The following is a 21,504-nucleotide window of genomic DNA, read 5'->3' on the forward strand; positions in this document are numbered from 1 at the left end:
ACGGATCGGTAGCTCCTGCACAGCTGTACGAACGCCGGCCCCCGGGGATCACTCCCCGGGGGCCGGCGTCGTTCGTACGCGTTCGTACGCGTCCGCACTCGTCCGCACTCGCTCGTCGTCGTTCGTACGCGCCCCGGCCACGGCGTGAACACCATCTCCGGGAAGCGGTCCGAGAGGCCGTCCAGCCCGCGTATCCCGCCTCAGGAGTGGAACGCGAGATAGGGGGCCGGCGCCAGGAGCATGCCGACGAGGGCGTACTTGAGGCGGCGGTCCGGGACCGACCGGGCGATGCGCCAGCCCACGATCACCCCCACCAGTTCCGGCACGCCGACCACGGCGGCCAGGGTCCAGTCGACGGAGCCGTGCTGCACGTAGCCGATGGTGCCCACGCTCGCGATCACCACGGACTGCGCCTGCGCGGCGGCCGGCGCGGACAGCACCGGGAGACCGCAGACGACCAGGAGGGGCACGCTCAGCATCGGTCCGCCCAGGCCGAAGAGCCCCGCCGCGACGGCGACCGTCACGATCCGGGTGCCGATGCCGCGCCTGCGGGTGATCAGCCCCTCGTCGCGCAGCAGCCCGAGGGCCTCCCTGACGGTGTTGCGGGTGGTGCCGAGGACGTGGCCGAGGGCGCGTTCGTCGGGCAGCATGCCGTCCTCGTAGAGACCGGAGGTGATCCGCTGGCGCAGCGTGTCCGCGATCCGTCGCGCCCGTTCGGCGCGGGGCAGCGGCTGCCGCTCCCGGCCCGGGGACTGGTCGTCACGCATGAGGTGTTGCGTCACTTCCTCGCGGGCCTCACGCTATCCCGCCGTCGCGCCCCAGGACGTTACGCCGAAGTTACGCCACCTAATCTGACCTGCGGAAACTCCTGAGCTGCGGGTTTGTCCCGTGCTCGGGGCGCTCCGCCAGGGACGCCGAGCGGCACCATGTGAGATCCCGCAATGTGCTGCCCTCTCCGCGCAAAAATGCTACGAGACTGTGCACTTGAACAGCAATCTGGCGGAATCCTGTGACAGAAGTCTTGTGGGCCGGGACGTACGGGTCCTACTGTCGCCTCACCTCCACGGCGGCCGACCCTCCCCGAACGTCCCGCCCGAAGACCCCTGTCGTCCCAGTTGTGCACTCCTCCTCAGAGAAACGGGCCTGCGATGTCACGGAAGATCACCGGTACTGAAGTGAGTTCGCGAAGACCGCGGCGAACGGCCCTGTGCGCGGCTGCGGTTGCCTCGATGACCGCGGCGGCCGTCGGCCTCGGCGTGCTGGCGGGCACGCCCGCGCTGGCCGGTCAGCGCGCCCCCGCCACGTCCCCCGCCGCGCCCTCTGTCACTACCTCCGCCGTGACCCGGGCCGCCCTCGATCCGGCGCTCGTGGCCGGGCGGGGCGCGGACGTGGCGTTCGTCGAGCAGGAGGCCGAGAACGCCGCGACGAACGGCACGGTCATCGGCCCCGACCGCAGCGCCTACACGCTCCCCGCCGAGGCGTCCGGCCGCAAGGCGGTCAGCCTGGAGCCGGGCGAGCACGTCGAGTTCACGCTGCCGCGCGCCGCCAACGCGATCACCGTGCGCTACAGCATCCCGGACGCCCCGAACGGCGGCGGGATCACCGCACCGCTGGACGTCGCGGTGAACGGCAAGAAGCGCTCCACGATGACGCTCACCTCGCAGTACGCCTGGCTGTACAACCAGTACCCGTTCTCCAACGATCCGGGCGCCGGGCTGCTCCACCCCGACTGGTGGATCACCGAGTGCTCCTGCGTACCCAGTGAGACGACCCCGGCCCCGGTCATCGCCAAGCCGTACCGGCCCAGCCACTTCTACGACGAGCAGCGCCTCCTGCTCGGCCGTACGTACCGCGCGGGCGACACCGTACGGCTCACCGTCCCGGCCGGCAGCCGGGCCGCGTGGACGGCCATCGACCTGCTGGACTCGGAGCTGGTCGGCCTCCCGCGCATCGAGCTGCTCGCGGCCAACGTCCTCGCGTTCGGGGCCGATCCGACCGGCCGGCGCGACTCGGCGGCCGCGATCGACAAGGCCGTCGCCTTCGCGCGGCGCACCCACCTCAAGGTGTACATCCCGCCGGGCACGTACCAGGTCAACCGGCACATCGTCGTCGACGACGTCACCATCGTCGGCGCGGGCAACTGGTACACCAAGATCAAGGGCCGCGAGGTCGCGCTCGACCGCCCGGCCCCCGACGGCTCGGTCCACACCGGCGTCGGCTTCTACGGCAAGGACGCGGCGGACGGCGGCAGCCGCAACGTCCATCTGTCCGGCTTCGCCATCGAGGGCGACGTACGCGAACGCGTCGACACCGACCAGGTCAACGGCGTCGGCGGGGCGCTGAGCGACTCGACCATCGAGGGCCTGCACATCAGCCACACCAAGGTCGGCATGTGGTTCGACGGCCCGATGTCGAACCTGCGGATCACCGGCAACATCATCGTCGACCAGATCGCCGACGCCCTCAACCTCCACACGGGCGTGACCGATTCACGCGTCGCCCACACCTTCGTACGCAACTCCGGCGACGACGGCCTCGCCATGTGGTCCGAGAAGACCGCGAACGCCCGCAACACCTTTGACCACAACACCGTCCAGACCCCGGTCCTCGCCAACGGCATCGCGATCTACGGCGGCACCGACAACACGGTCTCGAACAACCTGGTCGCGGACCCGATCCGGGAGGGCAGTGCGCTGCACATCGGCTCCCGGTTCGGCGCCGAGCCCTTCGCCGGAAAGCTGAACCTCACGGCCAACACCACGGTCCGCTCCGGTACGTACGAACTCAACTGGAACATCGGCCTCGGTGCCCTCTGGATCTTCGCCCTCGACAAGAGCATCGACGCGGACATCCGGGTCACCGGCAACAACTTCCTCGACAGCACCTACAACGCGATCATGCTGGTCTCCGACTGGGGCGTGAAGGACCAGTACGCCATCAAGGGCGTCCACTTCAAGGACATCAAGGTCGACGGCACCGGTACGTCCGTGCTGAGCGCCCGCGCGGCGGGCGGCGCCACGTTCGAGAACGTCGACGCGCGCGACGTGGGCGCGGTCGGCGTCAACAACTGCGGCTCGTTCAACTTCCCCGCGACCGGCTCGGAGTTCGCCCTCACGGACCTCGGCGGCAACGACGGCGGCTGGCTGGCCCCCTGGCTGCTCCCCAACACGATCACCTGCGACGACCGCCCGGAGGTCGTCCCGCCGCCGGCGCCCGGGAGCTGGTGACACCGGACGGCAGGCAGGAACATCCCGGCTGCGGTACGTCCTAGCGTGCCGTGCCGTGCCGTGCCGTGCCGTGCCGACAGTCGGCTGGGCCGCCCCCCGTGGCGGCCCAGCCGTTTACTGCCCCACCCGCCCGTCGATGCACTCGCGCAGCAGATCGGCGTGGCCGCAGTGGCGGGCGTACTCCTCGATCCGGTGCACCATCAGCTCCCGTACCGCGATGCCGTCCTTGCCCAGGCGCGTGCCCAGATCCGGGTGTTCGGCCAGTGCGGCGTCGGTCGCGGCCTGTTCGCGGGCCAGGTCGGCGTGGGCGGCGTCGACCACGGCCTGGTCCGCGACGGCCCCGTCGAAGTCCGCGTCCCGCTTGCCGTACAGCTTCGGGCGCGGCTCACCGTCGCTGATCCAGTTGAGCCAGTCCCGCTCCACCTCTGCGAGGTGCCGGATCAGACCGAGCAGTGACATGGTCGACGGCGGAACCGGGCGCCGGGCGAGCTGCTCCGCGTCCAGGCCCTCGCACTTCATCCGCAGGGTGTGTCGGTAGTCCGTCAGAAATTCCTGGAGAGTGGGGAGTTCGCCGGCCGGGCTGACCCCTTCGCTGTTGCGGGGGTCGTCGTCGGGGTCGGCCCACATGTCGGGGTAGACGGTTGCCTGGCTCCATCGTGCGGGTTGATCGCTCATGGCGGCCATGGTCGTCGGTGAGGGCCCGCGCCCGCCACTGCTTTGCGGCGCGGGGCCGTCACTCACCCTGTCCGACCTTTCGCAGGTCCTGGTGGAGGAACCACGCCGTGAGCGCGACGACCGTCCCGCAGACCGTGGGAACGATCAGCCACGGGAGGCCGGTCCACACGGTCAGCAGGCCCACGACGGCGCAGCTCACCCCCGTGACGGTGAGCAGCCACTTGCCGTACGGGCTCCAGGTGAGGAATCCGAGGTGGCGCGGTCTGACCAGACGCACCCCGCCGAACATCAGGGTCAACGCGGCCATCAGCCCCGCGAAGGTCCCGGCGGCGACGATCATCTGGGGTTCGTCGCGAGGCGCGTCGGCGGAAACCTGGCGGCTGTCCCCCTTGGCGATCTCCACGACGTGGCCGCGCCAGACGGTGCCGGTGATCCGGTCCTTCGGCTCGAGCTCGCTCAGCACCGGCCCCGAGTCGCCGAACGATATGGCCGTCCTCGGGTAGGGATCCGGGCCGAGCAGGGTCGCCTCGATGTGCTTGGGGGTGTTCCGGGTGCTCTCGACGGTGAAGGCGAGCTTGCGCAGACAGTCCTCAGACCTCGGTATCACCGTCCGGGCGGGGCACGTCTCGGCCGTCCTGTACTCGTGGAGCCGGCCGCGACTGTCGGGCAGCCAGCTGGTGAAGGCGGAATAGCAGGTCAGCGCGGCGAGCACGGAAAGAACGAGCAGCGCCCCACCGGTCAGCAGGGTCCCGCCGATCCTCGACCGGGGCGGCGGGGGTACGTCCTTCCCCTGAGCGGTGCCGGTTCTCTTCATGGCCATCGCTTTGTCTCCCCCGCTGTTTCCCGCCGAAGTCCGCCGGGCGCCAGTGTCTTCCGGCCATGATCAGACGGGTAAGGAGAGCAACCGGCAGTCCGGCCCCTGCCGTCGCTGCCGTACTCTGCCGTCTCCTGGCACCCTCTGCCGCCCCTTACCGGTGGTTGCGCTCCGTGCGGGGGACGAGTCCCGCCCGTACCTCGCTCATCCTGGCGCGTACGCCGTGGACGGGTACGGCGTCTGCGGGGCCGGTGGGGGCGGTGGGGGCGGGGTCGGGGTTGCCCCGGCAGGTGCCGCAGAGGCCGCCCGGCATGGCTTCCGGGCTGCCGGGGGCGCGGCACTCGCCGCATTCCAGGGTCCGCAGGACGACGCGGCGGGCGGGGGAAGCCTCGCGTACGGGCGGGAGCTTGTCGCGCAGGCGTCGGCGGAGGAGTGCGGCGGCGTGGTGGACGGGGGTCGGCAGGCCCTCGGTCAGGGCGTGCAGGAGTTCCGGCTCGGTGGCGCCGCGCTCGAACCATTGGCTGACCTGTGGTTCCAGTGCGAGGCAGTCCGCCTGGGACAGGCTCAGTGCGGGGGTGGTGCGGCCGAGGGCGGCGAGGAGGATGAACGAGCGGGATCGGGTGGGGCGTTGGGGCTGCTCCGGTGGTACGTCGCCCCGAGTGAACGCATCCCACCACGCGTCGTCGCGCCAGGTACGGGAGAAGAACGTCCGCGTGACCCAGAGCAGCGCCTCCTCGGTCGCGACGCACTCGCTGCCCCGGCGCAGGTGGCCCGCCTCCTGGAGCCGGTTCAGCGTGGTCCGCAGGGCGCACTGTCCGTACGGGAGCGCCTTGGCCAGAGTCTTCACGGAGATGTCGGCACCGTCGCACAGCCCGTCGATGTACGCGGCGATGGCGGCGTCGCGGGGGAGGAGGTGGGTGAAGTCATGTCCGGTGCGCGGGCGTTGGCCCGGCGCCGAACGCTTGCCGTACCCGGCATTGGCCATCGGGTGGTCGAGCGTGGGCGGCGGTACGGGCGCGGAGGGGAGGGCGGCACTAAGCTGGCTGACAGCCATGGGATCGCTCCTGACGATCGAAGTGGTCAGGCCCCTGTTCGGTGTTATCGCACCGGCGGGGGCCGTCTTGGTTCGGCTGACGCTAGAGCGTCGCTACCATCCGTCGCAAGTCGGTCACAAATGGTCAACGGGCCGGTCAGGGTGGGCGGGTGGGTATTCAATCCCTCCACCCATTCCGCTGAAAGAGCGCTCGGATCTCGACGCTTGAGCTCCGGGGTGTGACGGGTGAGCTCCGGGGTCTGACGGGGAGCCGGACCTTGGAACTGGACCTGGAATCGGACCTGGAATCGGACCTGGAATCGGACCCGGAACCGTCAGATCTGTGCGCCCTCGGCCGAGACGTCCTCTGCGGGCAGGGGGGTGGTGCTGATGCCGTTGATCAGGGTCGCGATGCCCCAGGACATGCGCTGCTCAGCCGTGCCGGAGACCAGCTGCGCGGCCAGGCCCGCGATGTGCGGGTGGGTGCGCTCCGATGTTCCGTGCAGGGCGCCCGTGAGGGAGTCCCACTCGGCCTGCGTGTCGGTGGACTGGTCCCGCGTCGCCTGCTCAGCCGCTGTCGCGGTCGCGTACTGAAGCAGTACGTCCACGCCCCAGGCCGCCTGGCCGGGCGGGATGCCGCCCTCGTCGAGCAGGGCGAGCAGTGACTCGACCAGCCGGAGGTAGTGCGTGCCGCTGGGGCGGATCACCAGTGCGGCGCGCGACAGGCCGGGGTGCGTGAAGAGGGTGTCCGTGTACGAGGTGAGCAGTCCCTCCAGGCGTTCGCGCCAGTCGCCGCCGTCCTCGACATGCAGTGTGCCCAGCAGCTCGTCGAGGATCGCCGCGTGCAGCTCGGCCGTGTTGGCGACGTACACGTAGAGCGAGGCCGGACCCGTGTCCAGCTCCTGCGCCAGGCGGCGCATGGTCACCTTGCCCAGCCCTTCGGACCGCATGATCCCGACCGCCGTGGCCACGATTCCGTCCCGCGACAGTGCGGGTTTGGCCGGGCGTTCCCGGCGGCTGCGTCGTGGCTGGTCGGTGTCAGATCCCATGCGGCCCACCGTAACGAACGGGCAGGGGGCGAACAAGTTCGCGCCAAACGCATTCGTGACGAACTTGTTCGTCACGAACATGTTCGTTACGGTGAAGAGGTGCCGGCGGTGCCGGAGGTGCCCTGAAGCGCCCCACCCCGCACGCCTCGACTCCGCACCACCCCTCGACTCCGTACGAAGGAGATGGCCGCCATGTCCGCATCCGCATCCGCACCCGTATCCACGTCAACGCCGGCGTCAACACCCGCGTCGACCGGTACGTCCCCGACCCGGTTCGCCCTGTGGCTGATCCTCGCGCTGGTTCTCGTCGCCGACGCGCTCGACATGATCGACTCCACCGTCACCAACATCGCCGCCCCCACCATCGAGCACGACATCGGAGGGGGTGAGTCCCTGATCAAGTGGCTCGGCTCGTCCTACGCCCTGGCCATGGGCGTCCTGCTCGTCATCGGCGGACGCCTCGGCGACAAGTTCGGCCAGCGGCGGCTGTTCCTGATCGGCATGACGGGCTTCACGCTCGCCTCCGCCGTCTGCGGCCTCTCGCCCGATCCGGCACTCATGATCGTCGCCCGTGTGGTGCAGGGAGCCTTCGGTGCCCTGCTCATCCCGCAGGGCATGGCGATCATGACCAAGACCTTCCCGCGCGACATGCTCCGCAAGGCGTTCAGCCTCTTCGGGCCCCTGCTGGGTCTGGCGACGGTCGGCGGCCCGATCCTGGCGGGATTCGTCATCGACGCGGACGTCGCGGGGCTGTCCTGGCGCCCGATCTTCCTGATCAACATCCTGCTGGGCACCGTCGGCACGTTCGTGGCCGCGCGGATGCTGCCCCGCAGCGACCGCGACGCGTCGGTCACGGTCGACGGCACCGGTGCCACCCTGCTCGCCCTGACGATGTTCGGCCTGCTCTTCGGCCTCATCGAGGGCTCCGGCAGCGGCTGGGGCGTGGTGCCCATCGGCAGTCTGATCGCGGGCGCGGTGTTCTTCGTCCTGTTCGCGCGCCGCCAGAAGTCGGCCGCGAACCCGCTGATCAAGCCGTCACTGCTGAGGAACCGAGGCTTCACGTCCGGCCTGGTCGTCGGCCTGCTGTACTTCGCCGTCACCAGCGGACTGGTCTACGTCATGTCGCTGTTCATGCAGCAGGCGCTGCAAGCGTCGCCCGGCGACACCGCCCTCGGGCTGCTGCCCCTGACCATCGGCATCATCATCTCCGCCGGTGCGGGGATGGCCCTGATCAAGCGGCTGGGCCGCACCCTCATCCTCATCGGCATGCTGATCACCCTCGCCGGCGGCGGCTGGATGCTCGCCCTCGTCCTCACCCAGGGCACCGACCTCACCCTGTGGACCCTCACCCCGGCCGTCCTCCTCACAGGTATGGGCATGGGCGCCTGCTTCGGGACGATCTTCGACATCGCACTCGGCGGCATCGACCCCGACGAGGCGGGCAGCGCCAGCGGCTCCCTCAGCGCCGTCCAGCAGCTCGCCGCGGGCATCGGCTCCGCCACCGTCACCACGGTCTACTTCCACTCCGGCGCCCCCGCCCACGCCATGACGGTCAGCCTCATCACGGTGCTCGCCGTCACCGCGGCGTGCCTCCCCGCCCTGCGCCTCATGCCCCAGCACGCCCCGGCGGAGGAGCGCGAGGAGGCTTAGGAGCCGCTTCTCTTTCGCAACCGGCGAGACAGCCACACCCTGCGATGGATTCGAGTCAATCCTCAAGATTCAGGAGCATTATGCGGAACACTCCGGCCAGGTGTCCCCGTTCCCCATCGGCCACCCCAGGTGGTCGGTGCCACCGTCGGTCCGGATCGGACCGCGACGCGAAGGGCGGGCGCCATGGAAGAGCTCGTGCGGGAGCGGGGGGAGGCCGACCGGTACGCCGGAGGCCAAGCGAGTGGCCGCGGGGGCCGGTGTCGGTGCCGCGATCGAGGTGTACGACTTCATCGGGTTCGGCACCGCTGCCGCGCTGTACTTCGGCGACGCCTTCTTCCCCCGGTCCGACGCGGCGACGGACGCTGAGAATGTCATGATGCGGTGGGGCGCTCCGGAGCGCCCCACCGCTACCGCATGTCGGGGGACACCGCACGGTGAGGATGGGACAAGTGGGTACGGCACAGGACGACGTGACGGAAGCGCGGCCGGTACTGGAGATAGCAGGCCTCAGCTATGTGATCGGTGGGCGGACTCTGTTCGACGGCCTCTCACTGTCGCTGGGAGCGGGTGAGTCGATCGCCGTAACCGGGCCGAGCGGCTCCGGGAAGAGCACGCTCCTGTCGTGCGTGCTCGGTCTGGTCAAGCCTGATGGCGGAACGGTGGCTGTGACCGGTACGTCCGTTACCGGCCTTCGCCACGCGCGGCTGGCCCGATTGCGTGCACAGTCGATCGGGATGGTCTTCCAGTTCGGTGAACTTCTCCCAGAACTCAGCCCATTGGACAACGTGTACCTGGCTGCTCTGCTGGCCCGTAACGGCCGGGGTGGTGAAGTACGAGAACGGGCGCAGCGGCTTCTCGACGAGCTGGGGGTTCCGCGGGCTCAGACGAGTCAGGAGCTCTCCGGCGGCGAGCGGCAGCGTACGGCGGTGGCCCGTGCCCTCATCAACCAGCCGGCGCTGCTACTGGCAGACGAGCCGACCGGTGCGCTGGACTCCGGGGCGCGGGACAAGACTGCGGAATTGCTGTTCAACTTGCCGCGGCAGTATTCGTGCGGGCTGCTGGTGGTCACTCACGACCCAGGCATCGCCGCACGTGCCGACCGAGCGCTGCATCTCTCGGCGGGAGTCCTTGAGTCGTCTGCTGCCCGGGGGGCGCAGTGATGGCCGACGCGAGCACGGTCGGGCTGACTCGGCGTCTCCTGGCGGTCGGGCGGGTTGCCGGCCGACGGGCGGAGGCGGGTGGCGTGCGCGTAGTCGCCCTCCTTCTTGCCACGGCGGTCCTGTCTGTCACGTTGGCAGGTCTTGCGGCGGTCCATGCGGTCTATGCGGGCAAGACAGCGAGCCGAGTTGCGAGAACCCCAGTGGTCCAGGAGAACGCGGGCCGTCATGCTTCCACCACCTGGCTGGTGGGCTCCGACTCGCTGGTGGGCAAGAGACGGTTCAGCGTCGTGTTCCTGGCCCCGCACACGGGTGACGCCCCGCTGCCTCCGGGAGTGGAAAGCTGGCCGGCGCCCGGCCAGGCGGTGCTGTCACCAGCTTTGAGGAAGGCGGGTGCGGCCGAGGACATCGACCACCGCTACGGCGAACTGGCGGGCATCATTCAGCCGTCCGGTCTGGACGAGCCGACAGAATGGCTCGCCTATGTCCGCCCACGCGATGGCCTCAGCGCCAAGTCGCCGAGTTCTGTCGTCACCGGTTTCGGACCGGCGGCCAGTGGGCTTTTCGCGGACGGCCTTGAGCCGGGCTCAGTGCGCGTGGACGACAAATCCGAGTGGATGTTTCTGGCTGCCGTGGCCGGCATGCTCGGCCTGCCGAGCCTGGCGTTGTTGCTGATCGCCGTGCGTACCGGAGCTCACACCCGCGACCGCAGGACCGCCTTGGTCGGCGCGCTCGGCGGCCGGCGGGCGGATCGTGCCCTAGTGGCCCTGGGCGAAGCAGGGCTACCGGTACTCGGCGGCGCGTTGCTCGGCGCGGCGGCTCTCGCATGGGCCATGGCCGAGGATCTTCGCATCCCCTTCACAGGGTACGTCCTGTCTTCCGGGTACCTGCGTCAGTACGGCTGGTGGGTCGTACTCGCACTCGTCATGGCCCTCTTGGTGGTTGTGGCGGCTGTCATCGCGGCCGAGCTCGTCCCGCGTCGGGGATCTACGGGAACACGCCCCTACAGCCCGGTCGTCTCTGCCTGGCTGCCCCGCGTTGCCGCGCTGTTCCCCGTCACGCTCCTTCTCGCGGTGCGCGGCCCTGACTTCGTCGGACCCGACTCCGGACAACGCACCCTCATCGGCTGGGCAGGTATTGCAGGCACCATGCTGACCCTGCCGGCGGCAATGGCGGTCGCCACCGCAGCTGCCGGCCGAGTCCTCACCCGCTGGGGGCGGTCACGCGGTCTGGCCGGGACCCTCGTGGCAGGGCGCCGCACGAGCACCTACCCGGGCAGCACCGCCCGGCTGGTCACCGGCATCACGATCGCGCTGATCGTTTTCCTGCAAGCGGTCGCCTGGCAGGGACTGTTCGGCGCACAGAGCGAGGACGCGCAGCGCACACTTGACCGAATCGGCAACAGTGCTCTCACGGTCGGAGCCCGGGGCAAGGTCTCAGACGCGGACATGACCACGTTCTTGAACCACCGCCCGGACAACACCGAAGCCCTGCTCCTCGCGGGGCCGGCCGATGGCGCCGGTGGCACGGGCCCTATGAGGCTCTACGGCGACTGCCCAGCCCTGGCGGTCTTGCACCTGCAGTGCCCCGCACCCACAGCCCGCATCAAAGGGGCACCACAAGATCCCAGACTGCAGGAACTGATCAGATGGACCCCGCATAACGCGCTGGTGACGGAGATCCACCGTACCGACCTCCGTGCACTCGCCCGCCGCGCAGCGGCCTCCACAGAGGAGGCCTCCGTCGTCCTTGTGCGACGCGACCAAGGTGCCGTTCCCGTCGCCGCTGTCAAGCGACTGAGCCACGAAGTGCTTCCGCGCGGAGCCCGAGCCAGTGCTCCGGGGGAGGACGAGCTGACTGCCGGAATTCCCAACCGGGACCAGGGGCGTTGGAGTACCTTGCTCGGCCTCATCGGCGTCGCTGTGCTCACAGTCACAGCAGGCCTCAGTGCCATGGCGGAGTTCCTGCGCCATGGGCGTGCCCTCGCACCCCTGTCCGTGCTGACCGGTGGACTTCGCGTGTTCCGTGCAAGTGCCGCGTGGTCTGTCTTCATGCCGCTCCTCCTGGCAGGGCTGGCAGGGAGCGCTGTCGCGGCCGGCCTGGCGGACCCGGTCTCCGAGACCGACGATGCCTTCCTTACCCGTGCGCTGACCACATGGGCTGCGAGTACCGTCCTGGCCATCGGCGTTCTGATGTGGATATGGGCGAGCACTGTGGCGGTGCGGCAGGCTCGCCGCTGGCGCCCGCGGGGTGACTGACAGGCGGATCGACCGACGTCCGTGTCGTTGCGGACTGCGGTCCGCAAACGCCGCTGAGCCGCATACGGCGGCCGCCAGGCCACCGCGGGAGGCCGAGGTTCTCATCCGCCTCTCACGTCCGCCGGGGCGTGCCCAGGTGGCGGTATTCGCTGGGTGGCATGCCGTACGTGGCGCGGAAGACGTGGGTGAAGTCGGCGGCGCGAGGGAAGCCCCACGCGGTCGCGATGGCGTGAATGGGGCGCGCGGCCAGCGCGGGGTTGGTGAGGTCGCGCCGGGCACCGTCGAGTCGCTGCTGACGGATCCAGGCGGTGACCGTGGCGCCCTGGCGCTGGAAGACCCGGTGCAGGGTGCGCAGCGAGATGTGGTGGGCGGCGGCGATCTGGCGGGGAGTCAGCTCGGGATCGCGCAGGTTCTGACGGACGAAGCTGTGGATACGTGTGGCGAGCGCCTCGGGGTGAGCCTCGGGCGGGGTCGTGTCGTCGAGGTGGTGGGCGAGCAGCGCTGCCGCCAGGTCGATGGTCACCGCCCCGAGCCGCTCGGCGTCGGCCGGCCGGTACGAGGCGGATTCGGCGGTCAGGCGGGTGAGGAACTGAGCGAGGAGAACGCCGAGCCCCGTCTGCCCGGAGAAGGGCAGCGTGAGCAGCCGGTCCGCGGCCCCTCTGGGCAGGGGTAACAGCGTCTGCGGGAAGAGCACGTCGATCATGGCCACCGACGCGTGGTCGGTGGCCATCCTGGTGCGCAGGGGCAGCGAGGTGCTGGACAGCATCAGATCGCCCGCGCCCAGCCGGATCTCCCGGTCGGCGTGGACGGCGCCGGCACTCCCGCGCTGGGTGAAGGTGAGGTTGTACAGCTCCGGATCGGACTGCCGGATCAGTCTCGGGGTGCGGTTCGAGCGCAGAGGCGGGCAGTCGAGGGCGGACACACTCACCGACCCCAGGCCCAGCACCCGTAACGACGCCCGGAAGTCGTCGGCTTGCTCCGAATCGACCTCGTTGGGTGCGTGGCTGTCGCATGCCATGTCCCGCCAGCACGGGAACCGATCCGCCTCGGGCAGTTCCTCCCAGCAGAACACCGACTCGGCCATCTGTCCCCCTTCGGCATGGTGAACGTCCCCACAGTGCAGGACAAATACCAGCAAACCTTCGGCAGGTCGTGACCGCAAGGGAGCAAAAGCACACGAGCGGCCGAGGGTCTCGCGCGGGCGCACTGTGGTCGGTCGTCCGGGGCCCTGCCGGTCACCGAGAGAGGTAAAGGTGCGAAAACCTTCCTACCGTCTCGATCTGGACATTTATGGGTTCATTCCGGACCGATGGGTCGCGAACGATTGCCAGGCGCAGCCGCCTTACTGGATCTTCGTGGAGCATCGGGGCAGAGTTGAATTCTGGCTGGGGCTGAATTCACCTGTACCGGATCGTCGATGCAGGCTGTGCGATGTCCGCGCGGCCTGCATCGGCATGTTCCGTACCGGTTCATCTGACGGTGCCGGCACGCGGCACCAGGCGTCCGGTCAGCCGCGCTTGAGGTCGGTGACGAACGACGCCCAGGCATCCGCCCGGAACATCAGCGCGGGGCCATCAGTCACCTTGGAGTCACGGACGGGGACGACCTCGGCGATCCCGTCGAGGACTTCGAGGCAGTTGCCGCCGCTGCCGTCGCTGTAGGTGGACTTGCGCCAGATGGCGACCTCTACGCAGTCACCACCGCTTCCCCCGCCGTGCGAGGACTTCTTCCAGGTCGCCGTGAACAGGTCGTAGTCAGAACCGCTGAGCTTCATGGTCGTAATCCTCCGCCACCGATTCGATCAAGGCCAGGGACGTATCCGGTGAGATCGCGCTGGCCACCACCAAATCGTAGGTCAGTTCGTATCTGCTCACCGTGCCTGGGTCGTCCAGGAGTTGGCCTGCTCCGAGTCCGTCCAGGTAGGCGAGCGGCGGTGCATCGGCAAAAGCCATGAGCTTCAGGCCGCCACCCATCGCCGCGTGCCCCCCTGCCGAAAAGGGCAAGACCTGCACGATGATCCGATGTTGTTGGACCAGTGAGGCGACGTGGCGGAGTGCTCCTGACATGGCCGCAGGCCCGCCGACCGTTCGACGTAATACCGACTCGTCCAGTGTGACCCACAACATCGGCTGTGTTGGATCGGCGAGGAGTTGCGCACGTTCCAAACGGGCTGACACCAGCTCATCGATCACGCTCTCGACCGCCGTCGGCTGGTACGCCCGGAACACCGCCCGCGCGTACGCCTCCGTCTGCAGCAGCCCCGGGATGAGCTGGGGCGCGTACTCCCGGATGGCCTCCGCGCGGGCTTCCGCCTCGGCGGCCTCCGCGAAGTGTTCCGGGTACTTCGACTCCTTGAGCGCCGCGCAGTTCCGTACGAAGAAGCCGTCCGCGCCCAGGATCTCGTCGAACTTCTCCGCCTGGTCCATCTGCATGCGCCGCACCCCGGACTCCAGCTGTCCGATGAAGGAGCCGCTGAGGAAGAGCGGGGCGCCCAGGTCCGACTGCGAGAGGCCGGCTTCTTCTCTTCGGTGGCGGAGTTCGGCGCCCAGGAGAGCGCGGGGCGAGGAGGAGGGATCGAGCTTTCTGGGACCTGGCATGACAACTCCCTGTGGCACACGTGCGGTTGTTGGGATTGCACCTCTTCCAGGCTAACGAGAGATTGGCCACGCTGGGTATGCATTGTCATTACTCAGCGTGGAAGGAATGGATCATGACGACTACGGAGCGGCGCAGGGTGACGGCGGGAAGAGTGCAGGAGGCAGAGGAGGCGGTGGAGCGGTTGAGAGAAGGGTTCGCGGGGGTCGGGATCACGTTGCCTTCGCTGCGGGTGGACCCGGTCTCGTGCGCGGGCAGCGGGCCTGCCGTGCTCGTCGACCTGGGGCGCTGCAACCTCGACACGGTGCGGCGGCTGAGCAGTGTGCTGGACGGGAAGGCGGCCGGTCATGGCGGGTGAGAGCGGTGAGCCGGAGGCGTGTACGCCGGAGCCGGGGTCGTTCGCCATGGATGTGCGGGACGGGCGGGTGGGCCGGGTGATGGGGCGCGTCGGGCCGTACGTGCAGCTGCGGCCGCCCGGTGGGGGCCCGGAGTGGGACTGCCCGCCCGATGCCGTCCGGGCGGCCCCGCCGGGGCTGGTGCTGCGGGCGCGGGTGACGGAGGTCAACCGGGAGGGGCAGCTGCCGAGGTGAGGATGCGAAGGAGTGCCGGGCCGCGGCGGGAACGGGCGCGGATAGCCTGCCCCTCATGCTGAGCATGAGCACGGAAAGCGACGCACAACTGGCTGTCAGGGCGGCCCAGGCGGGATCGGCGGTGGTCCGGGACATGTACGGGACATCGCCGGAACGCTTCGAGAAGTCCGGCGGTGACTTCGCGACGGCCGCCGACCTCGCGGCCGAGAAGGCCATTCTCGACGTCCTGCGGACCGCCCGGCCCGATGACGCGGTGACGGGCGAGGAGAGCGGTCGCACCGGGTCGGAGGGTGCTGAACGCCGGTGGCTGGTCGACCCCTTGTGCGGCACGTTGAACTACGCCGTGAACACCATGGTGGTCGCGGTGAACGTTGCCCTGCGCGACGGGTCCGCCATCACGGCGGCAGCGGCGGCCGACCCGTTCGGCGACGAGGTGTTCTGGACCGACGGCGAGCACGCTCGCCTTCGAAGGGGCGGTGCGGACGAGGAGTTGGCGCCCTCGTCCGGGTCCCGGCTGGTGGACGTCAACCTCGACCCGCCGTTCCCCAACGCACCGGACTTCCGGGCGGTCGGCCTGCTGGCCGCACCGGAGTTCGCGGAGCACTTCCGGCCGCGCGTCGTCTCCAGCACCCTTGCCGTGGCCTGGGTGGCGGCAGGGCGGCGGGCCGCGTACGTCACGGACGGTCGGCTGCGCGACAGCGTGCACTTCGCCGCCGGTATCGCCCTGTGCGAAGCGGCGGGCTGCGTGGTGACCGGCATTCACGGCCGGCCGCCGCACACCGGCGCGGGCGGCCTGGTGGTGGCGGCCGACCGGGAGACGCACGCCCTGCTGCTGGAGATGATCAGGAACCAGGTCCCGGCCGGCCGCTGAACAACCACTGAGCGGTCAGTCGCCGGGCGCGTCCGTGTCCCGATGCTCGGGACGCCCCCCCGCACGCCGCGACGGAAGGCTTCTCACCCGCGCTCACCGTCACCGCCGCCCTCCTCGCGCTCGGCGCCGTCCGCATAGCCACCTCGCTGGGGAGGAGCCACCGTGGCTGCCGTAGCGTTCGGGCGGCCCCTAGGCCATGAGGCGCCGCCCGCGGTCCTGGCCTGCGGTCTCCCGGCCCGTGGTCCTCGCCCGTGGTCCTCGTTCGTGGAAAGGACGCCTGATGCCGGCCGTTCTCGTCCTGCTGCTCTCCGGCACCTGGCTGCTCTCCGGCGCCCTCGTCACCGGGACCGATCCGCTGATCGTCGCGGTGGGCCGTACCGCCGTGTGCTGCCTGGTGCTCACCGCCGTCGCCGCGTCGAGCACCAGCGGCCGGGCGGACCTGCGGCGGGCCGCCGCCCGGCCGGGGACCGTCTGGCTGCTGGGCCTGCTCGGCTTCGCCGGGTACGCGGCGGGCACCCTGCTCGCCATCCCCCGCGTCGGCACCTCCCTGACGAACCTCGTCGTCGCGCTGATGCCGTGCGCCTCGGTGGCCGTCGGCGCGTTGTTCTTCGGCGAACGGTCCGGGGCCCGCAAGGCGGCGGGCGCCGCCCTGGCCTGCGCGGCGGCCGCCGGATACGCGGCGCTGGGCGCGGACGCCGGGGACCTGGACGCGATCGGGCTGCTGCTGGTGGCGGCCGCGACGGTGGCGTTCGCGGTGTACGGGTTCCTTTACCGGAACCGGCTGTCCGGGCTGCCGCCGCCGGCCGTCCTGCCCGTGCTGCTCGCGGCGGCCACCTGTCTGCTGCTCCCGATGTCGCTGCCCGCGCTGATCGCCCACCCCCCGACGCTCGCCGCGACGGGCGGGATCGTGGTGCTCGGCGCGGTCGTCTACGCCCCCGCCTACCTCGTGCAGCACCGCCTCATCCTGCTCCGCGGCCCGGTCTTCACGGCCGCCGTCCAACTGGCCGTGCCCTTCACGGTCCGGCTCGGGGACTGGGCCCTGGACACCGCACCCGCCCCCTCGCCCGCCGAACTGCTGTTGCTGGCGGTGTGCTGTGCGGGGATCGCTCTGGTCACCGTCCGGCCGGTCCGCTCGTCCGAGCCGGTCGCCTCCGAAGGCTGAACAGAGCGGGTGGTTCAGTGCGCCCGTCACACGATCGTGGGACGCTGAGGAAAGCGGCCTCGCGTCGCAGAACCGTCGATCTACGCTCCCCAGACAGGCTTCAGGAGAAGGGACCCGCGATGACCGCCGCGATGGTCGAGCACCAGCAGGACTCTGAAGGCCGCCCGTGGGACTACCTGCTTCATACCTGGCAGGAACTGGACGTGCCCGAGGGGTGGCGCGCCGAGATCGACGAAGGGCGGATCGTCTTGGTACCGCCGCCGCATGCGCATCACAACGGGATTGCCGCCAAGGTGCAACGACGCCTCTACGTGAATCTGCCCGACGAGCTGGAGATTTATCAGACCTTGGGGGTGCACGTGGCACCCCTCGACAAGCTGTACGTTCCCGATCTCGTCGTCATGCCGGCCGAGCTGATCGATGCCGCCGACCCCGAGGCCAGCGATCCCATGGACGCCTCCGAAGCGCTCCTCGTCGTCGAGATCACGTCGAAGGGGAACGCGCGGGAGGACCGGACGAAGAAGTACCGCGCCTATGCGCGCGCGGGTGTCCCCATGTACCTGCTGATCGACCGGTTCGACACGCGTGGCGCCATGAGCACCCTGTTCACGGAGCCGAACGAGGACGGCACGTACAAGCGCTACGACGCGGTGCCGTTCGGCAAGCCGCTCGGCCTGCCCGCGCCTTTCGACGTCACGCTGGCCACGGACGCCTTCCCGGTCTGAGGCGGAACGGCGAAACGGCGGCGCCCCGAGGGGCGCCGCCGCGCGGTGTGGCCGTCAGACCCCCGCGGGTTCCTTCGCCAGGGCGTCCGGGCCGGCGCTTGCCCCAGTCGGGGGCGCGGCGGCCACCGGGGAGGCGGCGGCCGGTTCCTGCGACACGTTGAACTCCGTCAGCAGGTCCTTGCTGAAGCCGAAGAAGTACGTGGCGACGAAGCCGGCCAGGTAGCCGACCACCAGACCGCCCGCGTAGATCGCGATCGTCGCGCCCAGGCCGTGGTTGCCGTCCAGCAGCGGGAACAGGGCCCAGCCGGACGGGCCGATCGCGGTGGAGCCGACCGCGTCACCGAGCTGGTTGAAGAAGCCGACGAACGCGCCGCCGAACGCGCCGCCCACGCACGCCGTGACGAACGGGCGGCCCAGCGGCAGCGACACACCGTAGATCAGGGGTTCGCCGACGCCCAGGAAGCCCGCGGGCAGGGCGGACTTGATGGTCTTGCGGATCGACTCATTGCGGGGGAGGCGGAAGTAGACCGCGATGGCCGCACCGACCTGGCCCGCGCCGGCCATGGCGAGGATCGGGAGCAGGACCGTGTAGCCCTGCTGCTCGATCAGCGTGGTGTGGATCGGGATCAGCGCCTGGTGCAGGCCCAGCATGACCAGCGGGAGGAAGAAACCGCCGAGGACCAGGCCCGCGCCCGCACCGCCGTTGGACAGCAGCCAGTCCGCGAACGTACCGATCGCGGTGGAGACCTCACCCGCCACGTACATCAGGCCGAAGATCGTCACCAGTCCGGAGATCAGGACCGTCAGGGTCGGGGTGACCAGGACGTCCAGCGCCTCCGGGACCCAGCGCCGGCACCACTTCTCCACGTACACCGCGAGCACCGCCGCGCCCAGGGCGCCGAGGACGCCGCCCTGGCCGGGGGAGAGCTTCTGGCCGAACGCCTCGATGTTCGCGACGCCCGGGAAGACGATGATGGCCGCGACCGCACCGCCGAGGATCGGCGTACCGCCGAACTCCTTCGCCGTGTTGTAGCCGACGAAGACCGCGATCAGGGCCATGAAGCCGGACGCCATCGCCGCCAGGGCGGGGGTGACGGACGGCAGCCGGCCGAGGTTCACCAGCAGACCGTTCAGGCCCGCGATGATGCCGCAGCCGATCAGGGCCGGGATCAGCGGGACGAAGATGTTGGCGATCCTGCGCAGGAAGAGCTTGAACGGCGTCGCGTTCTTCGCCTTCCGCGCCGCCTTCATCCCGGCGCCCTGCGCGGCGAGTTCATCGGCCGTGACCGGGACGCCGGCGGGCTCCGGCGCGGACGCCCGGCCCTCCTCGACGAGCTTCTCGAACTCCGGCGTGACGCGGGCGACCGTACCGGGACCGAGAACGATCTGGTACGTGTCGTCGTCGACCACGCCCATGACGGCGGGGAGGGCCTTCAGCGCGTCGTCCTGGACGAGGAGGCGGTCGTGCAGACCGAGCCGGAGCCGGGTCATGCAGTGGGCGATGGAGCGGACGTTCGCGGCGCCACCGACGAGCGGAAGGATCGCGGCGGCAGCGGCGCGGTTCTTGTCTTCTGTAGCCATGGTGCGTGGTGCCTTGCTGTGCGGGGGGTGGGGCAGAAGGGCAGGGCCTCTCGTTCGGATGAGGCCGGACCAGGCTGCGGGTGCCAGGCCCCGCGCGCCCGGCCTGATCCGAACGAGAGGACCTAGGCGGTGCGGGGCGCGGCGGCGAGCGCGGCGCGGAGGTGGCCGTCCGACGCGGTCAGGAGCGTGGCGGCGGTGGGGCCGTCGACCTGGCCGAGGATGGTGAGGATGGCGTTCTTCACCTCACCGTCGGTGGCGGCGAGCGCGGCCTCGATCTCGGCGTCCGACGCTCCGGTGGCCAGCGAGACGATCCGCCGGGAGCGGGCGCGCAGCTTCTCGTTGGAGGCGCGGACGTCGACCATGAGGTTTCCGTACGTCTTGCCGAGCCGGATCATCGTGATCGTCGAGAGCATGTTGAGGACGAGCTTCTGGGCCGTGCCCGCCTTGAGCCGGGTGGAGCCGGTGAGCAGCTCCGGGCCGACGACGACTTCGAGGGGGTGCTCGGCCGCGCCGCCCAGCGCGGAGTCCGCGTTGCAGGACAGGCCGATGGTCAGCGCGCCCTTGGTACGGGCGTGCTCGACGGCACCGATCGCGTACGGCGTACGGCCGGAGGCGGAGATGCCGACCACCGTGTCGTCGGCGGTGAGGCCCAGCGCGTCGAGGTCGGCGGCGGCCAGCTCCTTGCTGTCCTCGGCGCCCTCGACGGCGGTGATCATCGCGGACGGGCCGCCCGCGATGAGGCCGACGACGTCCGCCGGGTCGGTGTTGAAGGTGGGCGGGCACTCGCTGGCGTCCAGCACACCGAGGCGGCCCGCGGTGCCGGCGCCCGCGTAGATCAGCCGGCCGCCGCGGGCCATGCGCGCCGCGGTGGCGTCGATCGCGGCGGATATCTCGGGCAGCCGGGCGGCGACGGCGGCGGGGACGGTCTGGTCCTCGCCGTTCATGATCCGGGCGATTTCCGCGGTGGCCAGCTGGTCGATGTCGGCGAGCTCGGGGCGGAAGGCCTCGGTGGTGAGCGTCGCGAGCTGGGCGCGCAGCTCCCCGTATCCGTCGGGGGCGGTGGCGTCGGCGTCGGTGATGGAGGTCATGGAGAGCGGCTCTGCTTTCTCGAACTCGTACGGCTCTGCGGGTGCGGGGTTCTCTACGCGGGTGTCAGCGGGTGCGTGGGTTGTGGCGGTGGGCCAGCGCCTCGTAGGAGGCGGCGAGGGCCGGGGCCGCCGTCTCGTACGTACGCTGCGCGACTCCGATGAACAGGCAGTCGACGACCAGGAGCTGGCTCGTACGGCTCGACATGGCGGCGGGGCGCAGCTCGCTCTCGCGGGCCGTGGACGTGGTCAGTACGTGGTCGGCGTACTGGGTGACCGGCCCGTCGGGGCGTCCGGTGATCGCGATCGTCGTCGCGCCGCGGTCGAAGGCGACCCGCAGCGGCTCGATGACGTCACCGGTCGAACCGGAGTGGGTGATCGCGATGGCCACGTCACCGGCGCGGAGCTGCACGGCGTTGGTGACCGCGAGGTGGGGGTCCATGTTGGCGTGCGCGATCAGGCCGATCCGGGCCAGCTTCTGGGCCAGGTCCTGGCCGACGAGCGAGGAGGCGCCGACCCCGTAGATGTCGATCCGGCGAGCGGTGGCGGCGGCGGCCACCGCGGCACCGAGCTGCACGGTGTCGAGCCCGGCGGCGGTGTCGGCGAGGGTCTGCTGTTCGTCGTAGGCGAGCTTGGCGACCACGTCGGCGATCGGGTCGTCGACCGCTATGTCGGCGGTGACGGCGGGGGCCCGGCCGGACTGCTGGTGGGCGGCGAGACCGGCGAGCGCGAGGCGCAGGTCGCGGTAGCCGGGGTAGCCGAGGAGGCGGGCGGTGCGGACCACGGTGGCCTCGCTGGTGCCGGTGAGCTCCGCGAGACCGGTGACCGTCAGCGCGGCGCAGCCCGCAGGGTCGCCCGCGACCGCCTCGGCGACCCGCTGCATCGAGCGGGTCATGGACGGCGCGAGCGTGCGCACCTTGGCGGCGAGGGCTGCCGGGGCGGGCGGCGAATCAGCGCTGAAACTTTCCTTCACGTGATTGGTCACATTTGAAAGATATTTTCAACGCGCATGTCCGTCAACCCCCCTTTGGT

At 70.3% G+C, this 21,504-nt stretch carries 20 protein-coding genes; 9 read left to right on the forward strand and 11 right to left on the reverse strand.

Going from position 1 to position 21,504, the window contains the following annotated elements; genetic code table 11:
- Positions 1-200: 200 nt before the first annotated feature.
- Positions 201-767 (reverse strand): TSUP family transporter, encoded by a 567-nt coding sequence (locus AB0I52_RS25455; RefSeq protein WP_363076241.1) that lies wholly within the window; start codon positions 765-767, stop codon positions 201-203.
- Between the two features lie 381 nt (positions 768-1,148).
- On the opposite strand from AB0I52_RS25455, the gene AB0I52_RS25460 reads away from it, so the two are divergent.
- The gene (locus AB0I52_RS25460; protein WP_363076243.1) at positions 1,149-3,227 is read left to right on the forward strand and encodes a glycosyl hydrolase family 28-related protein; all 2,079 of its coding nucleotides are present in this window, start codon (positions 1,149-1,151) and stop codon (positions 3,225-3,227) included.
- A 114-nt stretch (positions 3,228-3,341) separates the two neighbouring features.
- On the opposite strand, the gene AB0I52_RS25465 is transcribed toward AB0I52_RS25460, so the two are convergent.
- The 4 genes from AB0I52_RS25465 to AB0I52_RS25480 form a co-directional block, all read right to left on the reverse strand.
- The gene (locus tag AB0I52_RS25465) at positions 3,342-3,902 is read right to left on the reverse strand and encodes a DinB family protein (RefSeq protein WP_363076245.1); all 561 of its coding nucleotides are present in this window, start codon (positions 3,900-3,902) and stop codon (positions 3,342-3,344) included.
- Positions 3,903-3,960: 58 nt separating this feature from the next.
- Positions 3,961-4,722, reverse strand: coding sequence for a hypothetical protein (locus AB0I52_RS25470; protein ID WP_363076247.1), 762 nt, complete (start codon positions 4,720-4,722; stop codon positions 3,961-3,963).
- Positions 4,723-4,870: 148 nt separating this feature from the next.
- Positions 4,871-5,701, reverse strand: a complete 831-nt coding sequence (locus AB0I52_RS25475) for a hypothetical protein (protein WP_363076299.1) — start codon at positions 5,699-5,701, stop codon at positions 4,871-4,873.
- Positions 5,702-6,084: 383 nt separating this feature from the next.
- On the reverse strand, positions 6,085-6,798 hold the full coding sequence (locus AB0I52_RS25480; RefSeq protein WP_363076249.1) for a TetR/AcrR family transcriptional regulator: 714 nt from the start codon (positions 6,796-6,798) through the stop codon (positions 6,085-6,087).
- A gap of 192 nt (positions 6,799-6,990) precedes the next feature.
- Here AB0I52_RS25480 and AB0I52_RS25485 point away from each other — a divergent pair, with 192 nt between their 5' ends.
- From AB0I52_RS25485 to AB0I52_RS25495, 3 genes are all read left to right on the forward strand, one after another.
- Complete coding sequence (locus AB0I52_RS25485; protein WP_363076251.1) at positions 6,991-8,448, forward strand: MFS transporter; 1,458 nt, start codon at positions 6,991-6,993, stop codon at positions 8,446-8,448.
- A gap of 449 nt (positions 8,449-8,897) precedes the next feature.
- A complete protein-coding gene (locus tag AB0I52_RS25490; protein ID WP_363076253.1) occupies positions 8,898-9,608 on the forward strand; it encodes an ABC transporter ATP-binding protein in 711 nt (236 codons plus the stop codon).
- Positions 9,608-11,863, forward strand: a complete 2,256-nt coding sequence (locus AB0I52_RS25495; RefSeq protein ID WP_363076255.1) for an ABC transporter permease — start codon at positions 9,608-9,610, stop codon at positions 11,861-11,863. Before AB0I52_RS25490 ends, AB0I52_RS25495 begins: the two co-directional genes overlap by 1 nt.
- A gap of 112 nt (positions 11,864-11,975) precedes the next feature.
- On the opposite strand, the gene AB0I52_RS25500 is transcribed toward AB0I52_RS25495, so the two are convergent.
- The 3 genes from AB0I52_RS25500 to AB0I52_RS25510 form a co-directional block, all read right to left on the reverse strand.
- Positions 11,976-12,947, reverse strand: coding sequence for a helix-turn-helix domain-containing protein (locus AB0I52_RS25500; protein WP_363076257.1), 972 nt, complete (start codon positions 12,945-12,947; stop codon positions 11,976-11,978).
- A 423-nt stretch (positions 12,948-13,370) separates the two neighbouring features.
- Positions 13,371-13,637 (reverse strand): DUF397 domain-containing protein, encoded by a 267-nt coding sequence (locus tag AB0I52_RS25505; protein WP_363076259.1) that lies wholly within the window; start codon positions 13,635-13,637, stop codon positions 13,371-13,373.
- Positions 13,618-14,460: a helix-turn-helix transcriptional regulator gene (locus AB0I52_RS25510; RefSeq protein ID WP_363076261.1), complete on the reverse strand. Its 843-nt coding sequence runs from the start codon at positions 14,458-14,460 to the stop codon at positions 13,618-13,620. The genes AB0I52_RS25505 and AB0I52_RS25510 overlap by 20 nt, the downstream gene beginning before the upstream one ends.
- A 113-nt stretch (positions 14,461-14,573) precedes the next feature.
- Between AB0I52_RS25510 and AB0I52_RS25515 the strand changes: the two genes are divergently transcribed.
- The 5 genes from AB0I52_RS25515 (at position 14,574) to AB0I52_RS25535 (ending at position 17,806) form a co-directional block, all read left to right on the forward strand.
- On the forward strand, positions 14,574-14,816 hold the full coding sequence (locus tag AB0I52_RS25515) for a hypothetical protein (RefSeq protein WP_363076263.1): 243 nt from the start codon (positions 14,574-14,576) through the stop codon (positions 14,814-14,816).
- Entirely contained in the window at positions 14,806-15,048 is a 243-nt protein-coding gene (locus AB0I52_RS25520) for a hypothetical protein (RefSeq protein WP_363076265.1), read from the forward strand. The genes AB0I52_RS25515 and AB0I52_RS25520 overlap by 11 nt, the downstream gene beginning before the upstream one ends.
- 55 nt (positions 15,049-15,103) lie before the next feature.
- On the forward strand, positions 15,104-15,919 hold the full coding sequence (locus AB0I52_RS25525; RefSeq protein ID WP_363076267.1) for an inositol monophosphatase family protein: 816 nt from the start codon (positions 15,104-15,106) through the stop codon (positions 15,917-15,919).
- A gap of 280 nt (positions 15,920-16,199) precedes the next feature.
- The gene (locus AB0I52_RS25530) at positions 16,200-17,081 is read left to right on the forward strand and encodes an EamA family transporter (protein ID WP_363076269.1); all 882 of its coding nucleotides are present in this window, start codon (positions 16,200-16,202) and stop codon (positions 17,079-17,081) included.
- A gap of 119 nt (positions 17,082-17,200) precedes the next feature.
- Positions 17,201-17,806, forward strand: coding sequence for a Uma2 family endonuclease (locus AB0I52_RS25535; protein ID WP_363076271.1), 606 nt, complete (start codon positions 17,201-17,203; stop codon positions 17,804-17,806).
- Positions 17,807-17,860: 54 nt separating this feature from the next.
- Here the strand turns inward: AB0I52_RS25535 and AB0I52_RS25540 are convergent, their stop codons facing one another.
- From AB0I52_RS25540 to AB0I52_RS25550, 3 genes are all read right to left on the reverse strand, one after another.
- The gene (locus AB0I52_RS25540) at positions 17,861-19,387 is read right to left on the reverse strand and encodes a PTS transporter subunit EIIC (protein ID WP_363076273.1); all 1,527 of its coding nucleotides are present in this window, start codon (positions 19,385-19,387) and stop codon (positions 17,861-17,863) included.
- A gap of 122 nt (positions 19,388-19,509) precedes the next feature.
- Positions 19,510-20,475 (reverse strand): N-acetylmuramic acid 6-phosphate etherase, encoded by a 966-nt coding sequence (gene murQ / locus AB0I52_RS25545; protein ID WP_363076275.1) that lies wholly within the window; start codon positions 20,473-20,475, stop codon positions 19,510-19,512.
- Positions 20,476-20,539: 64 nt separating this feature from the next.
- Complete coding sequence (locus AB0I52_RS25550; RefSeq protein WP_363076277.1) at positions 20,540-21,457, reverse strand: MurR/RpiR family transcriptional regulator; 918 nt, start codon at positions 21,455-21,457, stop codon at positions 20,540-20,542.
- Positions 21,458-21,504 lie beyond the last annotated feature (47 nt).

The organism is Streptomyces sp. NPDC050423 (assembly GCF_040655445.1).
Lineage (GTDB): Bacteria > Actinomycetota > Actinomycetes > Streptomycetales > Streptomycetaceae > Streptomyces.